The sequence below is a fragment of the Arsukibacterium sp. genome (assembly GCF_033721375.1).
Taxonomy (GTDB): Bacteria; Pseudomonadota; Gammaproteobacteria; order Enterobacterales; family Alteromonadaceae; genus Alishewanella.
Genome location: NZ_JAWWAP010000012.1, coordinates 58,419 through 80,631 on the forward strand (window position 1 = coordinate 58,419; position 22,213 = coordinate 80,631).

The 22,213-nt window shown below is 50.3% G+C and carries 17 protein-coding genes; 8 read left to right on the forward strand and 9 right to left on the reverse strand.

Features of this window, described 5'->3' with window-relative positions:
- Positions 1-2,436: an ABC transporter permease gene (locus tag R3187_RS17345; RefSeq protein WP_318968324.1), complete on the reverse strand. Its 2,436-nt coding sequence runs from the start codon at positions 2,434-2,436 to the stop codon at positions 1-3.
- Positions 2,429-3,085, reverse strand: coding sequence for an ABC transporter ATP-binding protein (locus tag R3187_RS17350; RefSeq protein ID WP_318968325.1), 657 nt, complete (start codon positions 3,083-3,085; stop codon positions 2,429-2,431). The genes R3187_RS17345 and R3187_RS17350 overlap by 8 nt, the downstream gene beginning before the upstream one ends.
- Positions 3,086-3,305: 220 nt before the next feature.
- Here R3187_RS17350 and R3187_RS17355 point away from each other — a divergent pair, with 220 nt between their 5' ends.
- On the forward strand, positions 3,306-4,025 hold the full coding sequence (locus R3187_RS17355; RefSeq protein WP_318968326.1) for a hypothetical protein: 720 nt from the start codon (positions 3,306-3,308) through the stop codon (positions 4,023-4,025).
- A gap of 12 nt (positions 4,026-4,037) precedes the next feature.
- Positions 4,038-4,496 (forward strand): gamma-glutamylcyclotransferase family protein, encoded by a 459-nt coding sequence (locus R3187_RS17360; protein WP_318968327.1) that lies wholly within the window; start codon positions 4,038-4,040, stop codon positions 4,494-4,496.
- Between the two features lie 17 nt (positions 4,497-4,513).
- On the opposite strand, the gene R3187_RS17365 is transcribed toward R3187_RS17360, so the two are convergent.
- The 4 genes from R3187_RS17365 to R3187_RS17380 form a co-directional block, all read right to left on the reverse strand.
- Positions 4,514-5,638, reverse strand: coding sequence for a transcriptional regulator (locus R3187_RS17365; RefSeq protein ID WP_318968328.1), 1,125 nt, complete (start codon positions 5,636-5,638; stop codon positions 4,514-4,516).
- Between the two features lie 56 nt (positions 5,639-5,694).
- On the reverse strand, positions 5,695-6,261 hold the full coding sequence (locus R3187_RS17370; RefSeq protein WP_318968329.1) for a hypothetical protein: 567 nt from the start codon (positions 6,259-6,261) through the stop codon (positions 5,695-5,697).
- Between the two features lie 368 nt (positions 6,262-6,629).
- Positions 6,630-7,226, reverse strand: coding sequence for a DUF6064 family protein (locus R3187_RS17375; protein WP_318968330.1), 597 nt, complete (start codon positions 7,224-7,226; stop codon positions 6,630-6,632).
- Between the two features lie 40 nt (positions 7,227-7,266).
- Positions 7,267-8,232: an aldo/keto reductase gene (locus tag R3187_RS17380; RefSeq protein ID WP_318968331.1), complete on the reverse strand. Its 966-nt coding sequence runs from the start codon at positions 8,230-8,232 to the stop codon at positions 7,267-7,269.
- Between the two features lie 170 nt (positions 8,233-8,402).
- Here R3187_RS17380 and R3187_RS17385 point away from each other — a divergent pair, with 170 nt between their 5' ends.
- The gene (locus R3187_RS17385) at positions 8,403-8,648 is read left to right on the forward strand and encodes an EF-hand domain-containing protein (protein ID WP_318968332.1); all 246 of its coding nucleotides are present in this window, start codon (positions 8,403-8,405) and stop codon (positions 8,646-8,648) included.
- On the opposite strand, the gene R3187_RS17390 is transcribed toward R3187_RS17385, so the two are convergent.
- Together R3187_RS17390 and R3187_RS17395 are read right to left on the reverse strand one after the other, a co-directional pair.
- On the reverse strand, positions 8,602-9,252 hold the full coding sequence (locus R3187_RS17390) for a hypothetical protein (protein ID WP_318968333.1): 651 nt from the start codon (positions 9,250-9,252) through the stop codon (positions 8,602-8,604). The genes R3187_RS17385 and R3187_RS17390 overlap by 47 nt on opposite strands.
- 36 nt (positions 9,253-9,288) lie before the next feature.
- A complete protein-coding gene (locus tag R3187_RS17395; RefSeq protein ID WP_318968334.1) occupies positions 9,289-10,068 on the reverse strand; it encodes a MipA/OmpV family protein in 780 nt (259 codons plus the stop codon).
- Positions 10,069-10,372: 304 nt separating this feature from the next.
- Between R3187_RS17395 and putA the strand changes: the two genes are divergently transcribed.
- Positions 10,373-14,179: a bifunctional proline dehydrogenase/L-glutamate gamma-semialdehyde dehydrogenase PutA gene (putA, locus tag R3187_RS17400; RefSeq protein WP_318968335.1), complete on the forward strand. Its 3,807-nt coding sequence runs from the start codon at positions 10,373-10,375 to the stop codon at positions 14,177-14,179.
- Positions 14,180-14,478: 299 nt separating this feature from the next.
- Here the strand turns inward: putA and R3187_RS17405 are convergent, their stop codons facing one another.
- Positions 14,479-16,524, reverse strand: a complete 2,046-nt coding sequence (locus R3187_RS17405) for a fused MFS/spermidine synthase (RefSeq protein WP_318968336.1) — start codon at positions 16,522-16,524, stop codon at positions 14,479-14,481.
- A 209-nt stretch (positions 16,525-16,733) separates the two neighbouring features.
- Here R3187_RS17405 and R3187_RS17410 point away from each other — a divergent pair, with 209 nt between their 5' ends.
- From R3187_RS17410 to R3187_RS17425, 4 genes are all read left to right on the forward strand, one after another.
- Positions 16,734-18,161, forward strand: a complete 1,428-nt coding sequence (locus tag R3187_RS17410) for a YfcC family protein (RefSeq protein ID WP_318968337.1) — start codon at positions 16,734-16,736, stop codon at positions 18,159-18,161.
- Positions 18,162-18,237: 76 nt separating this feature from the next.
- On the forward strand, positions 18,238-18,864 hold the full coding sequence (locus tag R3187_RS17415; protein WP_318968338.1) for a CAP domain-containing protein: 627 nt from the start codon (positions 18,238-18,240) through the stop codon (positions 18,862-18,864).
- A 16-nt stretch (positions 18,865-18,880) separates the two neighbouring features.
- A complete protein-coding gene (aceK, locus tag R3187_RS17420) occupies positions 18,881-20,641 on the forward strand; it encodes a bifunctional isocitrate dehydrogenase kinase/phosphatase (RefSeq protein ID WP_318968339.1) in 1,761 nt (586 codons plus the stop codon).
- A 28-nt stretch (positions 20,642-20,669) separates the two neighbouring features.
- On the forward strand, positions 20,670-22,184 hold the full coding sequence (locus R3187_RS17425; protein WP_318968340.1) for an NAD(P)H-hydrate dehydratase: 1,515 nt from the start codon (positions 20,670-20,672) through the stop codon (positions 22,182-22,184).
- Positions 22,185-22,213: the final 29 nt, after the last annotated feature.

Consider the following 22,213-nt stretch of genomic DNA (forward strand, 5'->3'; position numbering starts at 1 on the left):
TTAATGCCTTTTTGGATGCAAACTGGCGGTAAGTTGCTTAACGGGCAGATAGGCGCATACCATAGCAGCAACCAGCAATAACACACAGGTACTTAACAGCGCTGGCAGGTCTGCATGCAAATGGATAGTCCAGCCAAATGCGATAGGCATCACAAATTTTAATAACGCAAACCCAAGGGCGAAGCCTAATGGCAATGCGAACAGGCAGGTAAAACCCACTAACAGTGTTGTTTGCACCAACTTTAGTTTTTGCAACTGAGTGGCATCGACGCCTAAATTATTTAAAGCGGCCAATTGCTTTGCATGCTGGGCACTTAAGCTCAGCAGGCTGATACAGAGGCTGACTAAGGCAATGGCGAGAATAAAGCCATTTAATACTTTTGTGACCTTAAAAGTGTCGTTAAACAGCCTGTTGGCTATTTCTTTAAAGCGTTTGTTCTCAGTGATATAGCTGCTATCAATCTGATAATCGTTAATCAGTCGCTCGGTCAGTTGCGCTACTGTGATCTGCTCATTTAACGTGACAGACAAACCATACACTTGCCAGTGTAATGGGCTCGCTTGCAGCGTTTGTTCCTCGGTAATAAGGCTTAAAGCCGTGTTACCATAATCGTAGGCAAAAGCCGAGATCCGACATTCAAAGATATGCTGGTTTTGGTGAAATGCCACCATGTCACCTGGCTGGTGCTTATATTTTATGCGGGCTTGCTCGTTAGCAATACAGCCATTGTTGGCAAAGTGTCCGGCATTGACCGCGTCACCAGAAGTCAGATTAATGTGGGCAAATGACTGCTGTCCTGTACCAAAACTAGCAAGCGTTGCAGGTACTTGATTTACATAACCATCGCCCGCCATGTAGATGCCAACCCGTTTGATGTCAGGATCTGCTTTCAGACGTGCCCGAAGTTCGGGCTGATACTGTTCGACCTGAATATATATGTCTGCGCTTAATTGTTGTTCCAGATGGGCATTAAGCGTGTTACTAAAGCTTTTAACCATGATCTGCATGCCAATGGCACTGCCAAGCGCTACCAAAATCGCCACTATGGCAATACGCAACTCTTGCAACTGCAATTTACTGTCAGCATACAACCACTGCCACAACGGATCCCCGAACGGGTTATTGCAGCTAAGTAAGCTTTGCAGGCATTTGGGTGTGATCAGCACAAACAGCAAGATAATAAAGAAGCAAAGTAACAGTGCCTCGAATTCAGATTGAGCATTGAAATAAAAGTAACCAATGGCCGCCATGACAGCAGCTAAAACTGAATAAAAGACTAAGCGACTGTTATTTTGCAGACTGTTTTTTGGGGTCAGTAGATTTTGGGCTATCAGATTTTGGGGCAGTAGCATAAGTACCATAGTGGCGAGATTGACCACAAAACCCAGCGCCAGAGTTTGCCATTGCCAGCTGATAGTAAGCGCTTGTTCCAGTTGATAAAGCCCCACCAGGGTGCGGTTGATATCAAGCACCAGTGCATTGGCAATAACAAACCCCAACATGCTGCCCAGTAGCGCCGTTAAAAAGCTCATTAAGGTAAACTCAATGACAATGGCCAGGCGAATGGCCTTTGGCGAACACCCTAAAAGAGTAAACTGCGTAAGGAGCTTTTTCCGACCGGCAATAGCAAGCTTGATAGCATTAAAACTTAAAAAAGCCGCCACAATGTAGCCAAGCAATGCCAGTGCGGCGAGGTTAAAAAAGAAAGCCTCCGATAAGGCATCAAAATCTTGCTCCTGAGCGGCAACTAATCTTGCATCATAAGCCAGAATGGCTTCGATTTTGGGAATTTGCCCGGGCGTCAGGCCAACGAATTCGATAAAGCTGATTTGGCCGTTAGCCTTAAGCAGCATATCAGCATAAGCAATATCGGTAATCGACCACATGCCAATGTCATCCACCAGAGTGAAATTTGGAGTATGCGGGCTATTGGCAAGCTGCAGCGTGTTGCCAGTAAGCGCTAATCTGTTGCCATTAAGCGCCAATCTGGCGCCCGTTTTGCTGTCTATCATGATGGAGTCAAAAGCAAAACCGGTATCGCTATTATTGCCTGATTGAGGAGCGCTTACCGGTACTTGTTGGGTCAGCCAAATCAGGCTATCTATGCCTTGCAGATACAGGGTTTTACCGGAAGCCAGGGTTAGCTTGCCGCGTAAAACCGGTTGGGCGTTAGTGATGCCCTGCTGGCGCAGGGTTATCCATACTTTACCGTCGATATATTGCTGGCCCATTGGCGGTTTTGCAATATGACTGACTGTCGCATCAATCAGTGCCGAAGACTTCTGGTGACGATTTTTGGCTTCCTGGTTAAGCCCGGCAATGGCGGTAAGTAGCGCGCTGCCTAAGCTCAAGCCAACGATAAACAATAATAACAACCAGGGATGACGTCGGAAATAGGCAACATGCGTGGTTAAAATAAGCTTAATTTCAGCCATTAAACTGGCCGTTAGCCAACACTTTTACGCTATCAAAATAGCGGGTCAACTGTTGTGAGTGCGTCACCATAACCAGATTAATTTGGCGTTCTTTACACAAAGTTGTCAGCATTTCGACGACCTGGTGCGAGCGGGCCTGATCAAGATTGCCGGTGGGTTCATCGGCTAAAATCAGTTTTGGTTGATTAAGCAACGCTCTGGCAATGCCGACCCGTTGTTGCTCGCCCCCTGAAAGTTGGCTGGGTAACTTATTTAGCTTGTTGCTTAACCCCAGTTGTTCAACCAGTGTGTTCAGCTCTGCAGGGGTTTGCCGGGGGAAATTGAGCTTATATTGAAATAAAATGTTTTGTTTAACACTGAGACATTCAAGCAATTGATAATGCTGAAAAATAAGCCCTATTTTACGGCGATAATGTGCGAGCTGTTGCTCGTTGTAAGCAGAAATAAGCTCGCCATTGACCTCAATTTGACCACTATCAGGGCTGAGCAGGCCAGCTAATAAATGCAGTAAGGTCGTCTTACCTGAGCCACTGTCGCCAAGCAAGGCAACTTGCTCTTGCGCTGCTATGTTAAAACTAAAGCCATCAAACAAAGTGTGAACTTGATCGCCATCTTGGCGATGGAAGCATAAATCGGTCACGCTTATCACTGTAAGTCCTTCTTTGTTCGTGTTAAAGCTACTTTACCATGGCGGTTGTGATAACGCTGTCAACACGCCCCAGACAACGATAAATGATTAGTCTTATTGCTACCATAGCGTGTCAGACGATATTGATAAGGTAAAATTAATCTGGCCAATTATTTTTCATCTTCAAATTGATTGACTACACTTAATGTGGCTAAAGAATTACCCGACACTGAGGACACCGGTGGATAAATACCGAAAACTCTACATATGGATGTTCATACCCTTTCTTATCGCGCAATTCGGCATTTTTAATTTCTACTGGGCGAAAGTAAATGCGGTGTATTGGAATATTCATATCCATTACTGGGCGGTGACGCTTTGGTATCTGCTGGTGATTATTCAACCTTATTTAATCGTTCATGGCAAAGTCTCCAACCACAGAACCCTTGGTATCTTTGGTTTTTTTATAGCGGGTGCGGTAGTAGCAAGCGGCATCAGCATTTTAGATGTGCCGCTAAAAATCATTCAGTCTTATAGCCCAACCAGACCCGGGCCGCCCATTGCCTTTTTCTACGGCACATTGGTTATCGAGTTTTTAATGATGTGTGCCTTTGTATTTGCCGTATCAAAAGCCATTTTTAATCGCCACATAATTGATGAACATGCGTGGTGGTTGATTTGCAGTGCATTTTTTATGATTGCGCCGGCATTAGGGAGGGGAATGATTGTATTCTGGCGAGGTGTTATGCCGCCAGATAAATTCACTCCTGTGCTGCCATTGCTCAGTACTGAGATAATCTATTTGCTGGTATTCAGCCTTTTCGTTATTAAATTTGGAAAATTTCGCCACCTGGCAACCTTCATAGGGTTCAGTTTAGTTCTGATCAGACTCTTACGGATCCCAATAGGCTCAAGTGAAGCGATACAAAGCTTTTTACATGGCATTATTAAATGGATGTGATCTGACCGCCGGATGAAAAAGTTAATCAAAGTTAGCCTGCTGCTGTTATCTGGCATCTTTATCATCTTGACCGGTTACCTGTGGCTGACCTTTGTCAGCCCTTTTGGTTATAAGCCAACCGTTGCGCTGCCTGAAATAGACGACAACGCCAGCTATTCGGTGTTCGTCTACGGCACGCTGAAAAAGCCCTGGGTGCGCGCTCTGGTCATGGGCCGTGCCGGCAAAGGCGTGCCGGCAACCCTGCCCGGTTATCAGCAAGAAGCGCGGGATATAAAGCCCGCACCCGGGGCGGTTACCAAAGGTCAGGTTATTACCGTAAGCGGCACCGAGCTTAGAGCGCTGGACCGCTATGAGCGGCTGGGTGTGCGCTATGAACGGGTAGAATTACCGCTTGAAAGTGGTGAGACTGTCTGGGTTTACCAACTTATGGACCCGCTGGTGCAGGAGCTGACAGATGAGCTTGCCGATTAAAAAAGCAGGCGCGCTGGCTATCCCCGCAGCGGTTGGGATGTTAATCCCAGAGTCAGGCCGGTAGTAAATAAGCCGGCTTCCAGCATCGCGCTGACTATGCCTGAGATACTGAACCCCTGCGCCGTGCTGAAGCCCTGTGCCGGACTAAAGCCATCCAACGCCAGCAAGCCAGCGGCGGCGGCATCCGGAAATTCTGTCGCCAGTTGCGCCAGACTGCCTGCCAGCAACACCCCACCGCCAAGGCTGATTAGTAAACCTGCCAGCAAACCGGGCACCGCTGCCTGAAACACAGCAACATAGTTAAAACGCTGCCGGCTGGCAGAGCGACGGGCAGTCAACAGTAACCAGTAACTTATGCCTGCCGCCAGGCCAATTATTAACCCCTCGGTGGCACCGGTAATATGCGCCGGGCTGCGCCCCAGAAATAACAAAAAGGTTTCCTGCAGCAATAAGCTGACAAAAGCACCGATTAATAAGCCAGCGGCGCCACCACCGAGTAACAGATAGCCGAGTTTTTTGAGCTGCAGCTGCTTTTGCTGCTGCCCCGGCGACTTGATCAGCCACATTTTTGCCAACACCAGGCCGGATGACACCGCTGCCCCGGCCAGTATTGCAATCAGCGTGGTAACCGTTAGCATCACCAGCAATACCGAAAGCGCCTGGCTACCGGTTGCCAGCGCCTGTGCTGCGCCAACCAGCCCATACAGCCCACCGCCAATCAGCCCGGCTATCGCAGCCCCTAATGCTCCCTGCCCGGTTAAATGCCAAAGCAGCTGGCGCCTGCCTGGCTGCCCAGAGGATTGTTCGGCTGCTGCAGCCGGGCTTGAGCAGCTTACCGCGGCAATAAAGCGATAACCATGTTTGGGTACCGTTTCGATAAAACGGGGGGCGGAGGCGCTGTCCTGCAACTGACGGCGTAAATTGCGAATACACTGGGTAAGTGCTTCGTCAGTTACCACCGTGCCCTGCCAGACTTCATCAAAAAACCGCTGTTTGCTGATTAGCTTGCCCGCATCCTGCACCAGTAATACTAACGCATCCAGATAACGGGCATTTAGCTCCAGCTGCTGGCTACCACACAACAACTGGCGCTGTGCCGGATCCAACACAAAATCGGCAAAATAATAACGCTGTGCCGTCATAAGACCAAACTACTCCCGGCTTATGTAGCCCGATGGGCTGCATTACAATGGCTTTATTATGCATCAGAAGCCGCGCTTGCGGCGAGTATTGTACCAGCATTTCGTAGTAACCCCGCTGCCAATAACCATAACAGCGCAAAAGCCGCATTGATAACCGGCGCAGCACCCAGCCCACCGACCTGGATTACTACTTCTACTGCGATTTGCAAACCGGCTGTAATTAGCAACACATAGCTCATACCCTTAGCTTTAAAGCGCACCAATAATCCGCCCAGTGGCACCGATGCCAGAACAATAAGATACAATTGGTTAGCCGGATTATCTTCGCTACCAATTATACCCACTGCCAGGTTTATCCAAATCAGCAGCAACGAGGTTAATACGGCTACTGCCCAACCAGCGCGACCAGCACCACTGCGGTTAAAGCGACAGCCAAGTTCAATTAATAAGCCGGTGCCACCAAGCAGAATACTGGCGGCCACAAAGTCGAAGCCGGTCCAGTTTACCTCCGCGGTAAATTGCATAGCGATTAGCGGCAGCAGTAACAAGCTGACAATCAGCCCCCAGCCTGCAATTCGCCATGGGTTTTGCCAGAATGTTTTTTTAGGTTCAGATGTTTGCATAGCGTATTTCCTGATGATTGCCAAAGCTGCAGCATGACCTGACCAGACTGAAAATACATGAGCAAAAGATGAGGAAGTGCTGAGATTTAAAGGAAAAGTGTTGTATCCGTCATTTGGGGGGGAGAACAGCTGCAACGCCCGCCCTGGCTCGCCACAGCAACTCGCTCGCTTCCGCTCACTCAGACACTCTGTGTCGACCAAAACGGGGTTCCAGCCGTTCTCTCTCAAGTACTGGCTTCTCATATAGAGATAGAACCTCTTTTGAAGGAGCCGGGGAGTGTCTGAGCCCCTGCTGCAAAGCAATGGGCGAGTTGCCCCGGTGAGTGAGAAAGAGCGTTGTATCCGGTACCGATGCAGGTACACTAAAACTAAAACGTCAGCAACACCCACCAGGTCAGGCCTGAGACCACCAGCCACAGCAGCGGTATAATGGCGCTTAGCCACAACAGCCAGCCTCTTAGCATTATCAGCAGCAGGCCCAGGGTAGCAATAGCGGTAGGGTCAGCATAAATACCAAACACCGCCGCCTGATACCAGGAGTCGCCGCTTAACAGGCCAATAAAGGGCCAGCCCACCAGCCCGGTTAAGGCGAGAGCCAAACCAATAATGACCATTGGCCGTTTGTCGGGTGCTTTTTCAGCAAGGCCTTTCCCGCTTAGCGCAATACACAGCAGTAATACCGCCTCGGCGATAAAAGCATAGCCAATATAATTACCGGCCCAGTTCAGCTCAGCATAGTGGCGGAGAAAAAACGCCACACCGACAACCAGCCAAAGTGGTGCCAGCAGCATGCTGCCGGCTCTGGCTTTATGTCGCAGTGCCAGCAGCAGCACTATTACACCGAGCAACAGCGTCGCAATATGCCAGGGCCAGTAAGTTTCACCAATCCGCTCTAATAACCGCAGATAAACATCATGGCTAAAGGGGATAAATTGCTGTAACTGATAGCCCGCCCCGCCGCTCATAGCGCCTCCTTTTTAGTGTCTCCGTTTATCGTGCTTCCATTTATAAGGCAGCAACGTAACGCTGCATCCGCTGCCGTGCGCTCGCTGATGGCATAGGGCCGCTACCGGCGGCCATATTTTCGTGCATATGCACTACCTGAGTCGTTGCCGGAATGGCACAGTTGATCGCCGGGTGGCTGACAATAAATTTCAGTAGAAAATCGGCCCAGGTGGTGCAACCGCACTCCGCTTTAGCCCAGTCAGGCAAGCGCTCGCCACGGCGCTGAATGCCTTTAATCAAACTGCCACCGTCGTAAGGCCGGTTGGCTATTACTGCTATGCCTTTTTCCTGCGCTAATGGCAGCAAACGCTGCTCAGCTTCGCGGTGCGTTATATTGTAAGTCAGCTGAATAAAGTCGATATCCTGTGATGTCATAATCTGTTCCAGCTCCCGATGGCGACGGCCGTGCGACGTGGTTATCCCAATATAACCAAGCTTACCTTCTGCTTTCATTTGTTGTAATGCGGCCAGATGCTCGCGCCAGTCGGTCAGGTTGTGCACCTGTACCAGATTAAAACGCTCGACCTGCCAGCGGTTTTTCAGCTCAGCCACCTGCTCACGCGCTGAGCCACCTGCCGGGCTCCAGACTTTTTCTGCCGAAAACAGGCTGTCGGGTATGCCAAGCTTTTGCAGGGCATAGCCCATAACGTCAGGGGCCGAGCCGTACATCGGCGACGAGTCTACCAGACCACCGCCGTGCTCAAAAAAGGCTTTAACGACCTGGGTTCTGGCATCCAGCAACACCGGATCGCTACCAACATTAAAGGTGCGCCAGGTACCCATACCGATAACCGGCAGGGTTGTGTCAGCATTGCCAAGACTTTTTTTCAGCATAGGGCTATTGCCAGGCTCAGGCGGGTTTGCCAAAACCGGTGCGCCGATGAAAGGCAAAGAGGGTAAAAAGCCAGCAGCGACTGCTGCCCCCAGTAATTTCAAGCTATGCCTGCGGCTCAACCGAGTACGCATCGTTTGCCCCCTGTCAGATTGTCCCGGGTCGTCAGAGTAAAAATATCATTAAAGCATAACAGTCCCTGCCCGATGTCGCCAAACCGGAGGCAGCTAGCAACCGGCGTAGACAGAAATTTCTGCGCCAAGTACACTGGGCCGGAATTTGACTAATTTATAAGGCAAGGAACGTGAGTACCGAAACATTAACTGCCCAACAACAGGCAGAAATTAAAAGCGAATTTGAATTTTTTGACCGTGACGGCAATGGCCAGATTGATATTACTGAATTTATTGAACTGCTGACGGTACTGGCACCGAAAACCAAAGCCAGCCATGTCGATGAGGGCTTTAAACTTATTGATAAAAACGGCGATGGTTATATTGATTTCACCGAGTTTCTGCAGTGGTGGCAGCAGTGTTGGTGGGAGTATTAAGTAGCCCGCCCGACCTTTCTTTTATAACATTCAGGTAATGCTGATAGGCTTCTTCGCTAAAAGCGGCTGATGGCTGGTTCATAAAACCGTGCTGATACATCGTTTTACAGGCACTAACAGATGGCTTTTGTGACAATAATTGCAGCATGGCATCCACATTAAAATGCGGCTCACTGGCGCCAAATATAATGCTCGCCGGAATGTCGGGTGTCAGCTTCAGATACTGATGAATTTGCCCAGGATAAAATAACATAGCCTGTTTGATGTTAGCAGCCGCAGGCGTGGAGAGCGCCCGCCACAACGCACTGGCACCGGCGCTAAAACCAATGGCCAAATCTGCCGGCTGCACAATGGCTCTGGCTACCGTACTGGCATAGTTATCGTGACCACACTGCTCGGTATAGGCCGCATAGGCTTGTTGCTCGTTACTGAAACATTGCCGTTGTTGCTGGAACGGATCAATAACCGTGATGCTTAGTCTGCTGCCTGCCGTTTGATCCGCATCCGTTTGATTTTTCCCCGCCTGAGCTAAATCCTGCACTAACTGCTCCAGCCCAATGCATAGGCCAAAAATGTCTGTAACAATAACAATATGCTTGATCACTGCGGCTCCCTGCTCAGAAAAATACCGATAACATACTCAGAAAAACTTCGACCAGGATAAAAATGCCGAAACCCCGGTGTCACGATCAGTTAACGGGCTATTACTGATAGTGCTGTCATACCAATGGTGTTCAATACCCAGCCGGGTCATGCCACCAAAAAATACCGGGGTGCTTAGCGATATGCCGGCGTTGTAGTTAAATGCCGATTTGGCGCTGTAGGGCATCCGGTTAGCGGTTGCCTCATTCAGGCGCACGCCGTAGTAGTAATCGACCAGTTTGCTGTCGGAATAGCTGATACCCAGTTTGGGTTCCAGTTGCACCGGGCCAAACCGCAACCCATAAGCTACGCTCAGCTCAGATTCCTGCCCCTTGGAATTGCCGAGTAAATCGTGCAGAACTTGCGCTTCTACCAGCCAGCTTTGCTTACGCCATTGCAAGCCGATACCACCATCCAGTGAGCTTTTGCGTTTAGCCATGCCGGCAAACACATTACTGTCAGATTCATCAAAACCGGCAAAGCGGGGGGCAAGTTTAGCGCTGACAGTCAAATCAGCATGTTGCAACAACTGATAACTGACAAAAGGGCCGTATACCGACAGTTTTTCACCACGATAACCAATTAATGGCAGTGGAATAGTGCGACGTTTGTAACCGCGATAAATTTCCTGATTTATGCCAACTCCCACCCCATACAAAAAGCCCTGCGGCGGCTGTTGACGGGTTGGTGGCTGGCCTTGCTGTGCATATGCAAAGCCGCTTAAAAACAGCACTGAACCTATGAATAAGAGTGTGAAATACCGACGAATTTTATCCATTAGCAAACCTTAGTTGGTGTCTATTCCTGAACTTGCAGCGTATAACACTGTCAGGCTTATTACTGTAGTCAGATGTAATCCGATCAGCCAGTAAACCTGAAGCAACGCTGGTGCTCTGCACATTCTGACAGGATCGGCAGCATTTTATACGGCTAAATTGCAGTTGCGCCCTGTAAACTAGGGAAAAACAGCCCAATTAAGCCAGCACATTCTGCTACATTTTGATTAGTATGCACGCTTGCTTTCGTGCCACCCAGCCGGCTGAAGCACTGCGCTTCAACCGCCATTTTGTTAAGGGTTTATTATGTTATTTACTGGTGATTTAACTACCAACTGTCCCATCAGACAAAAAATCCGTGACTATTACCGGATTGATGAAAATCAAATCATTGACATGTTATTACCAATGGCCGAAGTGGGCGTGAAAGCGCGCAGCCGGGCCTGGGAGCGGGCACGGCAAATTGTTCTGAATATCCGCAAAGATCAGGATGGTCAGGGCGGTATAGATGCCTTGTTAAACGAATTTTCCCTGTCCAGCGAAGAAGGCGTAGTGCTGATGTGTCTGGCCGAAGCTTTGCTACGGGTACCGGATAAAAAAACCCAGGATATGCTGATCCGTGACAAGCTGGCCAATGGTAACTGGAGCTCGCATTTAGGCAGCAGCGAATCATTATTTGTTAATGCGTCGTCCTGGGGCTTGTTGGTTACCGGTAAAATGGTTAACTACTCTGATCAGAGTAAAGCAGAGCAATTTGGTATTCTGAAAAAAACCCTGGGACGCCTGGGCGAGCCGGTTATTCGTAAATCTGTTAACTTTGCCATGAAGATTATGGGCAAGCAGTTTGTGATGGGCACAACCATTGATGATGCGATTGACCGTGCTGAAGATACCGAGAAAAAAGGCTACGTCTATTCCTACGACATGCTGGGAGAAGGTGCCCGTACCATGGCCGATGCCGATCGTTATTATCAAAGTTACTTAACGGCTATTCATGCCATTGGTAAAGCCGCTAAAGGCCGTGGTCCGATTAAAAGCCCGGGTATCTCAGTAAAATTATCAGCGATCCACCCCCGTTATGAATTCAGCCACCGTGATCGGGTGATGACTGAATTAGTCCCCAAGCTTAAAGAATTAGTATTAATTGCTAAAAAATATGATATTGGCTTTACCATTGACGCCGAAGAAGCTGACCGGCTGGATATTTCGCTGGATATTATTGAAGCCGTTTTCAGCGATCCGGATTTAGGCGACTGGAGCGGCTTCGGCCTGGCAGTACAGGCGTACCAGAAACGCGCCATATTTGTGATTGAGTGGCTGACCCAGCTGGCCCGTAAAGTTGGCCGCCGGCTGATGGTACGGCTGGTTAAAGGCGCCTACTGGGATACCGAAATTAAAACCACCCAGCAGGATGGCCTGGATCACTTCCCGGTATTTACCCGCAAGGCATCAACCGACGTTTCATATAAAGCCTGCGCGATTAAAATGCTGGAAGCGCGTGATGTGCTGTACCCGCAGTTTGCTACCCACAATGCTTACACCGCTGCCACCATTTTAGAAGTGGCCAAAGGTGATAACACCGGCTTTGAATTTCAGCGGTTGCACGGCATGGGCGAATCGCTGTTCGATCAGATTGTCAGCTCTGAAAAAATTCAGTGCCGGGTCTATGCCCCGGTCGGTGAGCATGAAAATCTGCTGGCGTATTTAGTTCGTCGCCTGCTCGAGAATGGTGCTAACTCCTCTTTCGTCAACGCTATTGTTGATACCACCAAGCCAGTGGAAATGTTGCTGCCGGATCCGGTAGAAACTCTGCAGGGCCTGCGTAACAAATACAATACCCAGATTAAAATGCCGCTGGATTTATACGGCGCAGAGCGGGCCAATTCCAAAGGGTTGGATTTAACCGACATCAATAGCCTGATGCCGTTTAAAGCCAACCTCGACCGTTGGTTTGAAACGCATGTAATCAGCGACGATACCGTACCCACCGGCGCAGTACCGGTGAAAAACCCGGCCAATCATCAGGAAATTATTGGCCATGTCACCATGCATAGCCCTGATCAGATGCAACAGCTGCTCAGTAATGCTGATAAAGCCTTTGCTGACTGGTCGCAAACGCCGATTGCCCAGCGCGCCAACCTGCTACGCCGGATAGGCGATATTTTAGAGCGTCATCACGATGAGCTGGTGGCCATTTGTATTAAAGAAGCCGGTAAAGTGGCTCAGGACGGCATTGATGAAGTACGGGAAGCCGTCGATTTCTGCCGCTACTACGCTGCCCGCGCTGAAGAGCTTGCCAAAGATGAACGGTTCGAACCACGCGGCGTGATTTTATGTATCAGCCCGTGGAATTTCCCGCTGGCCATTTTCTTAGGTCAGGTTGCCGCAGCCATTGTTACCGGCAACACTGTTATCGCCAAACCAGCCGAACAAACCAGTTTAATTGCGCTGCGTGCCATTGAGCTGATGGGTATTGTCGGCTTGCCAGAGCATGTGGTGCAGGCAGTGATTGCCCGCGGCAGCGACGTAGGCAAAACCATCGTCCCTGATGCGCGCATTCAGGCCGTGATGTTTACCGGCTCAACCGATACCGGCACCCTGATCGCCCAGACCCTGGCGAACCGCAACGACATTCAGGTACCCCTGATTGCCGAGACCGGCGGTCAGAACTGTATGATTGTTGATTCAACCGCCCTGCCCGAGCAGGTGGTGGACGACGTTATCAGTTCTGGTTTTCAAAGTGCCGGCCAGCGCTGCTCAGCGCTCAGAGTGCTTTTTATTCAGGAAGACGTCGCCGATGGCATTATTGCTATGCTAAAAGGCGCATTGCAGGAGCTGCATGTTGGCGACCCGGCACTGCTCAGCACCGACATTGGCCCGGTTATCGATGGCAAGGCGCTGAAAAACCTGGAAGATCACGTTGAGTATCTGAAAGACAAAGCCACTTTGCACTATCAGTGCGATATTCCGGATAACAGCAAAAACGGTGCCTATTTCTTTGCGCCGCGCTTGTATGAAATTAAAGACTTATCGGTATTAAAGCGCGAAGTATTTGGGCCAATCGTCCATATTATCCGCTTTAAGGCGAAAGATCTGGATCAGGTTATCGACCAGATTAACGGCACAGGCTATGGCTTAACCATGGGTATTCACTCCCGGATTGAAGAGCGCTGTGAATACCTGGCCAGAATGTCGCGCGCCGGCAACGTTTATGTAAACCGCAATATGATTGGCGCCATTGTTGGTGTTCAGCCATTTGGTGGTCGTGGCCTGTCGGGCACCGGCCCTAAAGCGGGTGGCCCGAACTATTTACTGCGTCTGGTAAAAGAGCAAGCCTCGCCGGAAAACGTGCAGATGACCAACCTGACGCCGGATGAGCTGGATTTACACCATACTGCTGATGCTGACGCTCAGGTGCAGCAACTGATGGAAAATTCATTGCGGGATGAGAAGAAATGGCGCGCTACCAAGCTGAATGACCGGGTATCGGTGGTTCGTCAGTTACTGGCAAAAATTGCCACAGTAGATATTATCGATGAACTGGCAGACGACTTAGGCTCTACCCTGGCGGATGCGCGGGCCCAGCTGAACCGGCTGGAAAAACATATGCGTAAGCCCAAAGTATTGCCGGGGCCGACCGGTGAGTCGAACACCCTGCACTATGAGCCACGCGGCTGCGTTGTCTGCTACGCCGATAAGAGTACGTCGTTTAATTTCTGGGCAATTTCTATCATTACCGCGCTGGCTGCCGGTAATACGGTTATTACCGTTGCCTCCGAGCTGTTTTACGATGAAGCCCAGGCGTTTCGGGATAAGTTTATTGCCACAGGGGTCGCCAAAGGTGTATTCCAGGTAGCCCGGCCCGATCAGTTGCAGGCTATTCTGGCCCACCCGCATTTAGCCGGTGCGGTGGTAGCTGCCCGTTCATCAAGGTTAGGTTACTTCAGCCAGCAACTGGCCAAACGTGAGGGGGCAATCCTGCCGGTGATCAGTGCTGAGTATTACGATACGCTGATTAAGCGCTTAATCACCGAGAAAACCATCAGTATTGATACTACGGCCTCGGGCGGTAATACCTCACTGATGACGATGGTGGAAGACGACGAGTCATAAGCCTAACTTGCGAGGCAGTGTAGCTGGTGTGCGGTATTACACAGCACTCCGGCAACCACCCTACTTGCGAGGCTGGGTAGCTGGTGTACTTAATTACACAGCACTCCGGCCAGGGCACGAGGGCTGAAAATACTTACTTCACCGGCTTCAAGGAGCACATCCCTGTGCCCCTTCAGCCTGCGCAGCATCCATGCTGCTGTTACGTAAGTACATCAGCCCCCGCACCCTTATCCCCACAGGCATATAGTTTCGCGAACCTTACCCCCCACTCACTTCTGCATCAGCTGCCAACTTTGTCTTCACTTCAACACCTGCAATAAATTACTACGCTGATCTGTCCAGCTAACGTCAGGATTAAGCGGCGATGGCCAGGGGCTTAGTGCGTGCTGAATAACCGGCTGGCTGATAAAACGCTGGTTGGCGGTAATCAGCACCCACTGGGCTGCCGGGTTAATCCCCTGCGCTTCGGTTGCGATAAAATAGGCAGCAAGCCCCAGGGTTGCCGCCTGATTACGAAGCAAGCTGGTTAAATCCAGATAATTATTTGACACATGCACTGCCAGCACACCATCGCTTTGTAAGTGCTGCCAGTACAGTTGCATGGCTTCAATGGTCAGCAGATGCTGCGGAATACTGTCACTGCTAAAGGCATCCAGTACCAGCACATCAAACTGCTGACTACCTTGCTGTGCCAACTGTGCTGCCAGGGTTAAGCGGGCATCCCCTGGCACAATGTCAACCGTTGCAGGGCTATCAGCCAGATAGCTGAAATACTCGGTCGCGACCTTAATGACTGCCGGGTTCAGCTCATAAAACACCATGCTATCACCCGGCCTGCCATAGACCGCCAGCGCACCGGCACCCAGCCCCACCAGGCCATAGCGGCGCTGTTGTAACTGACTAATGTTACGGGTAGGTGCTGCCGGTAAAAAATGCTGCAGAGCAAGTGCGGCGCCAGTACCCGGCCGGTAATAACTTTGGGCAGTGCCGGAAAGTGGCTGCTTAAGATACTGGGCACCATGGCTGGTGGTGCCGTCTATCAGCTGGCGTTGTTGCTGGCCGTTGCCTGCCTCATCAATGATGGTAAGATCCCGCACCACCAGGCTGCCATAAAAATTCCGTTCACTGTAGACATTATGCTGGCCCAGTTGCCATTCCAGACCAATAATACTAAGCCCGAATAACAGGCCGCCAGTTAGCCATAAGCCCTGCTGCCAACGTGGCTTTGCCCCACTATCCGGCCAGAGTAGTAATAGATAAATCGCCAGCAATACCAGTAAAAACTCCCAGTACTGGTCAAACAACAGCGGGGCCAGCAGATTAACCGCGGCACTGCCCAGTACCCCGCCGGCGGCCAACAACAGATAATAGCCTGTCAGATACTGAGGTTCAGGTTTTAAGCGGGCAAGTTCACCATGGCACAGCATACAGCCGCTGAATAAGATAGTCAGATACAATAGCAGCTGGGAAATCAAATCGAACTGGCGGCCCAGATAAAACAGCAGTAAACCAAACACCATACTCAGGCAGAACAGATACAGCCATAAACCGCGCTGATACCAGGCCGGTTTATTAAACACCACAATATAGCTCAGCAAATACAAACTCAGCGGCAGCACCCACAAAAACGGTACCGGCGGTACATTCTGGGTAAGTTGCTGAGTTACCGCCAGCAGCAGCACCACACCACAGGCTGACAATGCCAGCCAGCGCAGCGTAAATCGCTTATTCAGGCGGGCACTGACGGCGCGGATAGCCGCTGACAGCTGCCCCAGCTCGCGCCACATTAACAGCAGACATGTCAGCGCAAACAGCACAAACCCCAGCACCCAGTACTGGCGCTGTTCATTCAGGCTGAACAGCGGGTCCACCACAAAAGGATACGCCAGCAAGCCACCGAGTGAGCCTAAATTGGACAGTGCATACAACCGGTAAGGTGAGCGCAGCGGAAACCGGCTGGCAAACCAGTGTTGTAATAACGGGCCGGTGGCTGACAGCAATAAATATGGCAGGCCCACCGTCAGGCTTAACAGCAGCAAAATAGCAGCCAGCGGTGAGAGCAGCACGTCAGGGTTAATATTGGCATGCCACAATAGCGGTAAGCTGGCCAGGGCCAGCGCCAGCAAACTGCTGTGTACCCGGCGCTGGTTTTTCGGCGCCAGATAGCGGCTAAGCAGATGGGCGTAACCGTAGCCTGCCAGCAACAGGCTCTGGAAAAACAACATGCAGGCGGTCCAGACGGCAGCGCCGCCACCAAAATAGGGCAGTAACTGTTTGGCCAGCATCGGTTGCACCAGGAATAATAATGCGGCACTTAAAAAAATGGTCAGGGGAAACAAGGCCAAAGCAAGGCTCCACAGGCAAGGTGACTAAATTCAGGCGCCAAGCCTATACAAAGGCCGGCCCGCAGGCAAGTAGCAAGCTTGGCGACGGCACAAAAGTCAGATTTGTGGTGCAGCCGTGCTTGGGGTAGACTCCTGTGCTTTTAATCAGAATAACGCTGCGTAAACCGCACATTTGTTAATCAAGGTTTTATTTACGGGAATGTTAAACCATGGGCAAATTTAAAGTACCTCATACCCTTACCCTGCTGTTTTCGATGATGGTTATCGCCATGATTGCCACCTGGATAGTGCCGCAGGGTGCATTTGAAATGCAAACACTCGAATCAGGCCGTCAGGCCGTGGTACCGGGTACTTTTACCCTGGTTGAAGATAAAAACTATATGACCCCGTGGCAGTTACTGACTGCCATTCCGCGCGCCTTTGCCAGCGCCCAGGATGTTATTTTCTTTGTGATGATCTTAGGTGGCGTATTGTCGATTGCCCGGGCTACCGGCACGGTGGATGCGTTAATCGGCCGGATGCTGGAACGCTTTGGTGAAAAACCGCAAATATTAATCTTTATGGTGGTGTTCTGCTTTGCCATGGCATCCAGTTTTATTGGTACTGCTGGCGAATATATCCCCTTTGTGCTGATATTGGTGGCGTTGTGTAAGGCAATGCGGCTCGACGCCATGACAGCAGTAGGTATGACAGTAGCCGGCTATGGTATCGGCTATGGTATTTCAGCAGTTAATCCCTTTACCCTGGTTATTGCTCAGCAAATTGCTGAGTTACCTATTTTATCAGGCTGGCCACTGCGGGCAGCTATTTTCCTGCCCTTTGTGTTAATTGGTTTTCACCATGTCTGGAGTTACTCGAAAAAAGTACTGGCCAATCCGGCAAACTCAATGGTTGCTGACTTGCCCTGCCCACTTGGCGACAGCCATAGTGCCGACTACCCGAAACTCTCATTCAGACATCAACTGATCTTAGCCAGTTTCCTCGCCACTATCGGTATTGTTGCTTATGGTATCCGGATCCATGGCTGGTATCTGTATGAACTGGGTGCCTGCTTTATCGCCTGGGGCCTGTTAACAACCGTGATCAGCCGTATTGGCGTTGATATTGCTGCCAAAAAGTTTATTGACGGCGCGATGGAGCTGACCACCACGGCAATTTTAATCGGCGTGGCACGCGGTATATCGCTAGTCATGGAAGACGGCCAGATTTTACACTCGCTGGTACACGGTATGTCACTGCCATTATCTTATGTTGGTGCTGAAATTGCGGTAGTCGGCATGCTGATCATTCAGACCTTGCTTAACTTCTTTATCCCATCAGGCAGCGGTCAGGCTTTTGTCACCATGCCGTTAATGGTACCACTGGCTGACTTACTGGAAATTCCGCGTCAGGTTGCAGTACTGGCCTATCAGTTTGGTGATGGTTTCTCTAATATGATTATTCCGACCAACGCCATCTTAATGGGCATTATCGGTATTGCCGGTATTCCGTATGGTCATTGGGTTCGCTTTTGTCTGCCACTGATAGCCAAGTTGATGCTCGCTGCATCTCTGGTGCTGATACTGGCGGTGGTGTTTGGTTATGGTGATGACGTACAGCCACCTACAGCTCAGAATAGTAATATAATCAGTAACTAACGACTTTGAGCAACTGTTGACATTGAATGTTGATGAGTTTAACGTAAAGTTAATCATCAATATTGAATAAAATGTAATGTTTATTTTTATAATAATACTGATGCTGTTTTCAGCATCAGTATTATCTTCACCTGAACCGACAGATATCAGCCCACCGCAATTTAAAAGCCAGGCAGACAGCAACAAGAAAATCACAGTTAACTCCGGTAATGTGTCAGATTGTGGCCTGAATGAAAAAGCCCAGCAACTTGCGCTGCTAATCATTCAGGATCCCGAACAGCAACGCGCAACATTAAGCTGTCATCCCCTACTCGCTCAGGCCGCTGCTGATAAAGCCAAAGCGATGGCAAAAGGTGGCAAAGTTAATCATTATATTGGTGGTTTGGGGGCAAACGAGCGATTACGAATGCTCGGCTATCAACTGCCGCCTTTTTACAGCGGTACAATTGGTAATCAGGTGGAAGCGGTAGCCGGAGGCTACAGCACAGCAGAGGAAGCCTGGCGTGTTTTTAAAACGTCTGCCGGACACCGTAGTCATTTACTGGGAGAACTGCCTTTTTATTTGCAACAGAACCATATAGGTGTTGGCTTTTACTATGAATGGTCCAGCCCGCATGTTGAGTATTGGGCGGTGTATGTCGCCAGGGAAGCGGCGCCGGAGGATCCGGTGGTAACCTGCTATGATATCGGCTGTATTAATTAATAGGGAAATGTAGTCAATGGCCCAGACCCGGCAAATTGCGGAGATGATCCTGCAGGGCTTTCGCAAACACTTTCAGCTGTTTCAACAGGTAACCGCTAAAGCCAAGCAACGGTTTGAGCAGGCCGACTGGCGGGCCTATCAGCAGGACAGCTCTGAGCGGATCTCATTTTATGATCATCGGGTTGCCGAAACAGTGGCCGAACTGAAACAGGCGATGCCATCGGATTGTTTAAATGAGCCATTATGGCAGCAGGTGAAACAACAGTATTTAGAATACTTGTTGTTTCATCCGCAGGCTGAACTGGCAGAAACCTTTTATAACTCGGTGTTCTGCCGCTTATTTGCCCGCAAGTATTATCACAATCAGAATATTTTTGTTGAATCGACTCTTAACCAGCAACATTTGCCGGCCCCGATTTCCTCGGTTTACCAGAGTTATTTTCCGGCAGAGGACGGCCTGAAACAAAGTATCCGGCAAATCGTCGCCGACTTCGCCTTTAACACCGGTTTTATTAATCTGGAACGTGATATCCGTTACATTGTGAAAAGCTTTATTAAGCAATCAGTCCATGGTCGCTACCCGGTGCACCAGATCCGGTTTGATATGCTTAAATCTGTGTTTTTCCGCAATAAAGCGGCTTATATTGTCGGCCGGGTGGTTACCCCCGATGGCCAGCAGCCGTTCATTATTCCGCTGCTGCACCAGCAGGGTGCCGGTTTATACCTGGATACCCTGCTGACCGATCCTCAGCATATGAGTATCATTTTTGGCTTCTCCCGCGCTTATTTTATGGTGCAGTGCCCGGTGCCATCAGCATTAGTGCATTTTTTACGGGAACTGCTGCCCCATAAAACCCTGGCTGAACTGTATGCCAGTATTGGTTTGCATAAACAAGGCAAAACCGAGTTCTACCGCGAGCTGTTAAGCCATTTAACCAGAAGCACGGATCAGTTTGTTGCCGCGCCTGGTATCCGTGGCATGGTGATGATGGTGTTTACCCTGCCCTCGTTTCCTTACGTGTTTAAGGTTATTCGCGATAAGTTTGCCCCGAGCAAAGAGTTTGACCGCGCCACCGTAAAAGCCCGTTACCTTTTGGTAAAAAAACACGATCGGGTTGGCAGAATGGCTGATACCCTGGAATATTCCGATGTCGCCTTACCCAAGAGTCGTTTTACCCCAGAGTTACTGCAGGAGCTCAGTGATACCATTGGTCAGTCAATGCAAATAGACAATGAACTGGTCGTTATTAAGCATTTGTATATTGAACGGCGGATGGTGCCGCTGAATATTTATCTGGAGCAGGCTGATGCTGCTGAAAAAGCCGTTATCATGAACGACTATGGCAATGCCATAAAAGAAATGATTGCCGCCAACATATTTCCGGGTGATATGTTATTAAAAAACTTCGGGGTTACCCGGCATAAACGGGTGGTGTTTTACGACTACGATGAAGTGCAGTATCTGCTGGATGTGAATTTTCGCGCCTTTACCAAAACAGATAATTTTGAAGATGCCATTAACGCCGAAGCAAACTGCTGTGCGGCGCCGGGCGATGTATTCCCTGAACAAATTGCTACCTTTGTTACGCCGCAACCCCAGCTACGACAGTTGCTATTCAGCAAACACCCGGAGTTGCTGGACGCAGCATACTGGCGCAGCAAGCAACAGGCAATTCGTGATGGCATTGTGGAAGATATTTTCCCCTACCCTGACCACCTGCGCTTTTGTCTGCGCTATGCTAATTATGACACTGTCCCTGAGGCGGATAACGATTAACCTGACTTAGCCCAATACTGAGTAGCCAATGCCAGCTAATACCCCAACAGCCGAAATACTTCCTGTCGATCCCAGTCAAAAGCAGCCATTGTACCGGGCTGACAGTATTCGGCAGCTGGAGCAGCGGGCAATAACCCGGCTTGGCAGCGACGGTGGTTTTATTTTAATGCAGCGGGCAGCTGCAGCATTGCTGGAACTACTGCAACAGCGCTGGCCGGCGCCGCGAAATATTCTGGTGTATGCCGGCGCTGGCAATAATGGCGGCGATGGCTATCTGCTGGCCGCACTGGCCCGGGCCCGGGGTTATGAGGTACGGCTCTGCCGGCATGGCGATCACAGTAAGCTTGGCGAAACGGCACAGCAGGCAGCCGATGCAGCAGAAAATGCCGGCGTTCCGCTGGTAGATGACTTTGCCGGGGCAGAATTACTGGTCGACGCCCTGTTCGGGATTGGTCTGAACCGGCCGTTGGATAAAGCAACCTGTCAGCTGATCCAGTCGATAAATGACAGCAGCACACCGGTGCTGGCGATAGATATTCCAAGCGGGATCAGTGCGGATAGTGGCGCAGCCATGCCGGTAGCGGTAAAAGCCACTGCTACCATCAGTTTTATTGGTCTGAAAGCCGGTTTACTGATGCAGGACGGCCTGGAACATTGTGGCGAGCTGTGGTTAAGCCCTTTGCAACTGGCCAGCGAGCTGGCCGGGATCAGCCCGGCCTGTTGCAGCCTGAGTGGTGCTGAGGTTAATACACTGCTGCCAGCGCGGCCGGTTAACAGCCATAAAGGCCACTTTGGCCATGTATTGGTTATTGGTGGTGATTATGGCTTTGGCGGCGCGGCCGTTATGACCGCCCAGGCTGCCGTAAACTGCGGTGCCGGCAAGGTAAGTTTATACAGCCGCAGTGAGCATATCAGCGTTATGTTAAGCCGCCAGCCGGAAGTGATGGTAAGCAGCGACGACTGTGGCAAGCTGCTTAATACTGCCAGTGTTATTGCCATTGGCCCGGGCCTGGGTGCAAAAAGCTGGGGCCAGGCCCTGATGGCCCAGGCGCTGGCAACCGACAAACCGATGTTGCTGGATGCTGACGCCCTGAATTTTCTTGCCGGCCTGGGGCCAGAGCAGCAACAACGCATTAAACGGCAAAACTGGGTGTTAACTCCCCACCCGGGCGAAGCCGCGCGGTTACTTAACTGCAGCAATAAAGAAATTCAGCAAGACCGGCTGGCAGCAGTCAGCCAGTTGCAGCAGCGGTTTGGTGGCGTTGTACTGCTTAAAGGTGCCGGCACCCTGATATGCGATCAGCAAGGCGAGATAAGCCTGCTGGCAGATGCCAATCCGGCGTTGGCCAGTGGTGGTATGGGTGATGTGCTCAGTGGTATTATTGCCGCATTGCTGGCTCAGGGGCTTAGTGGGCGGGCTGCCTGTCAACTTGCCGCCTGGTTGCACCTGCAAAGTGCGGCTACCCTTGCCCGGCAACAACAGCGCCCCTGGCTGGTTGCCACTGATTTGATACACCAGTTAAAACTACAGTTAATTAATTGATTTTTAATAAAAACAGACGTAAATTTAAC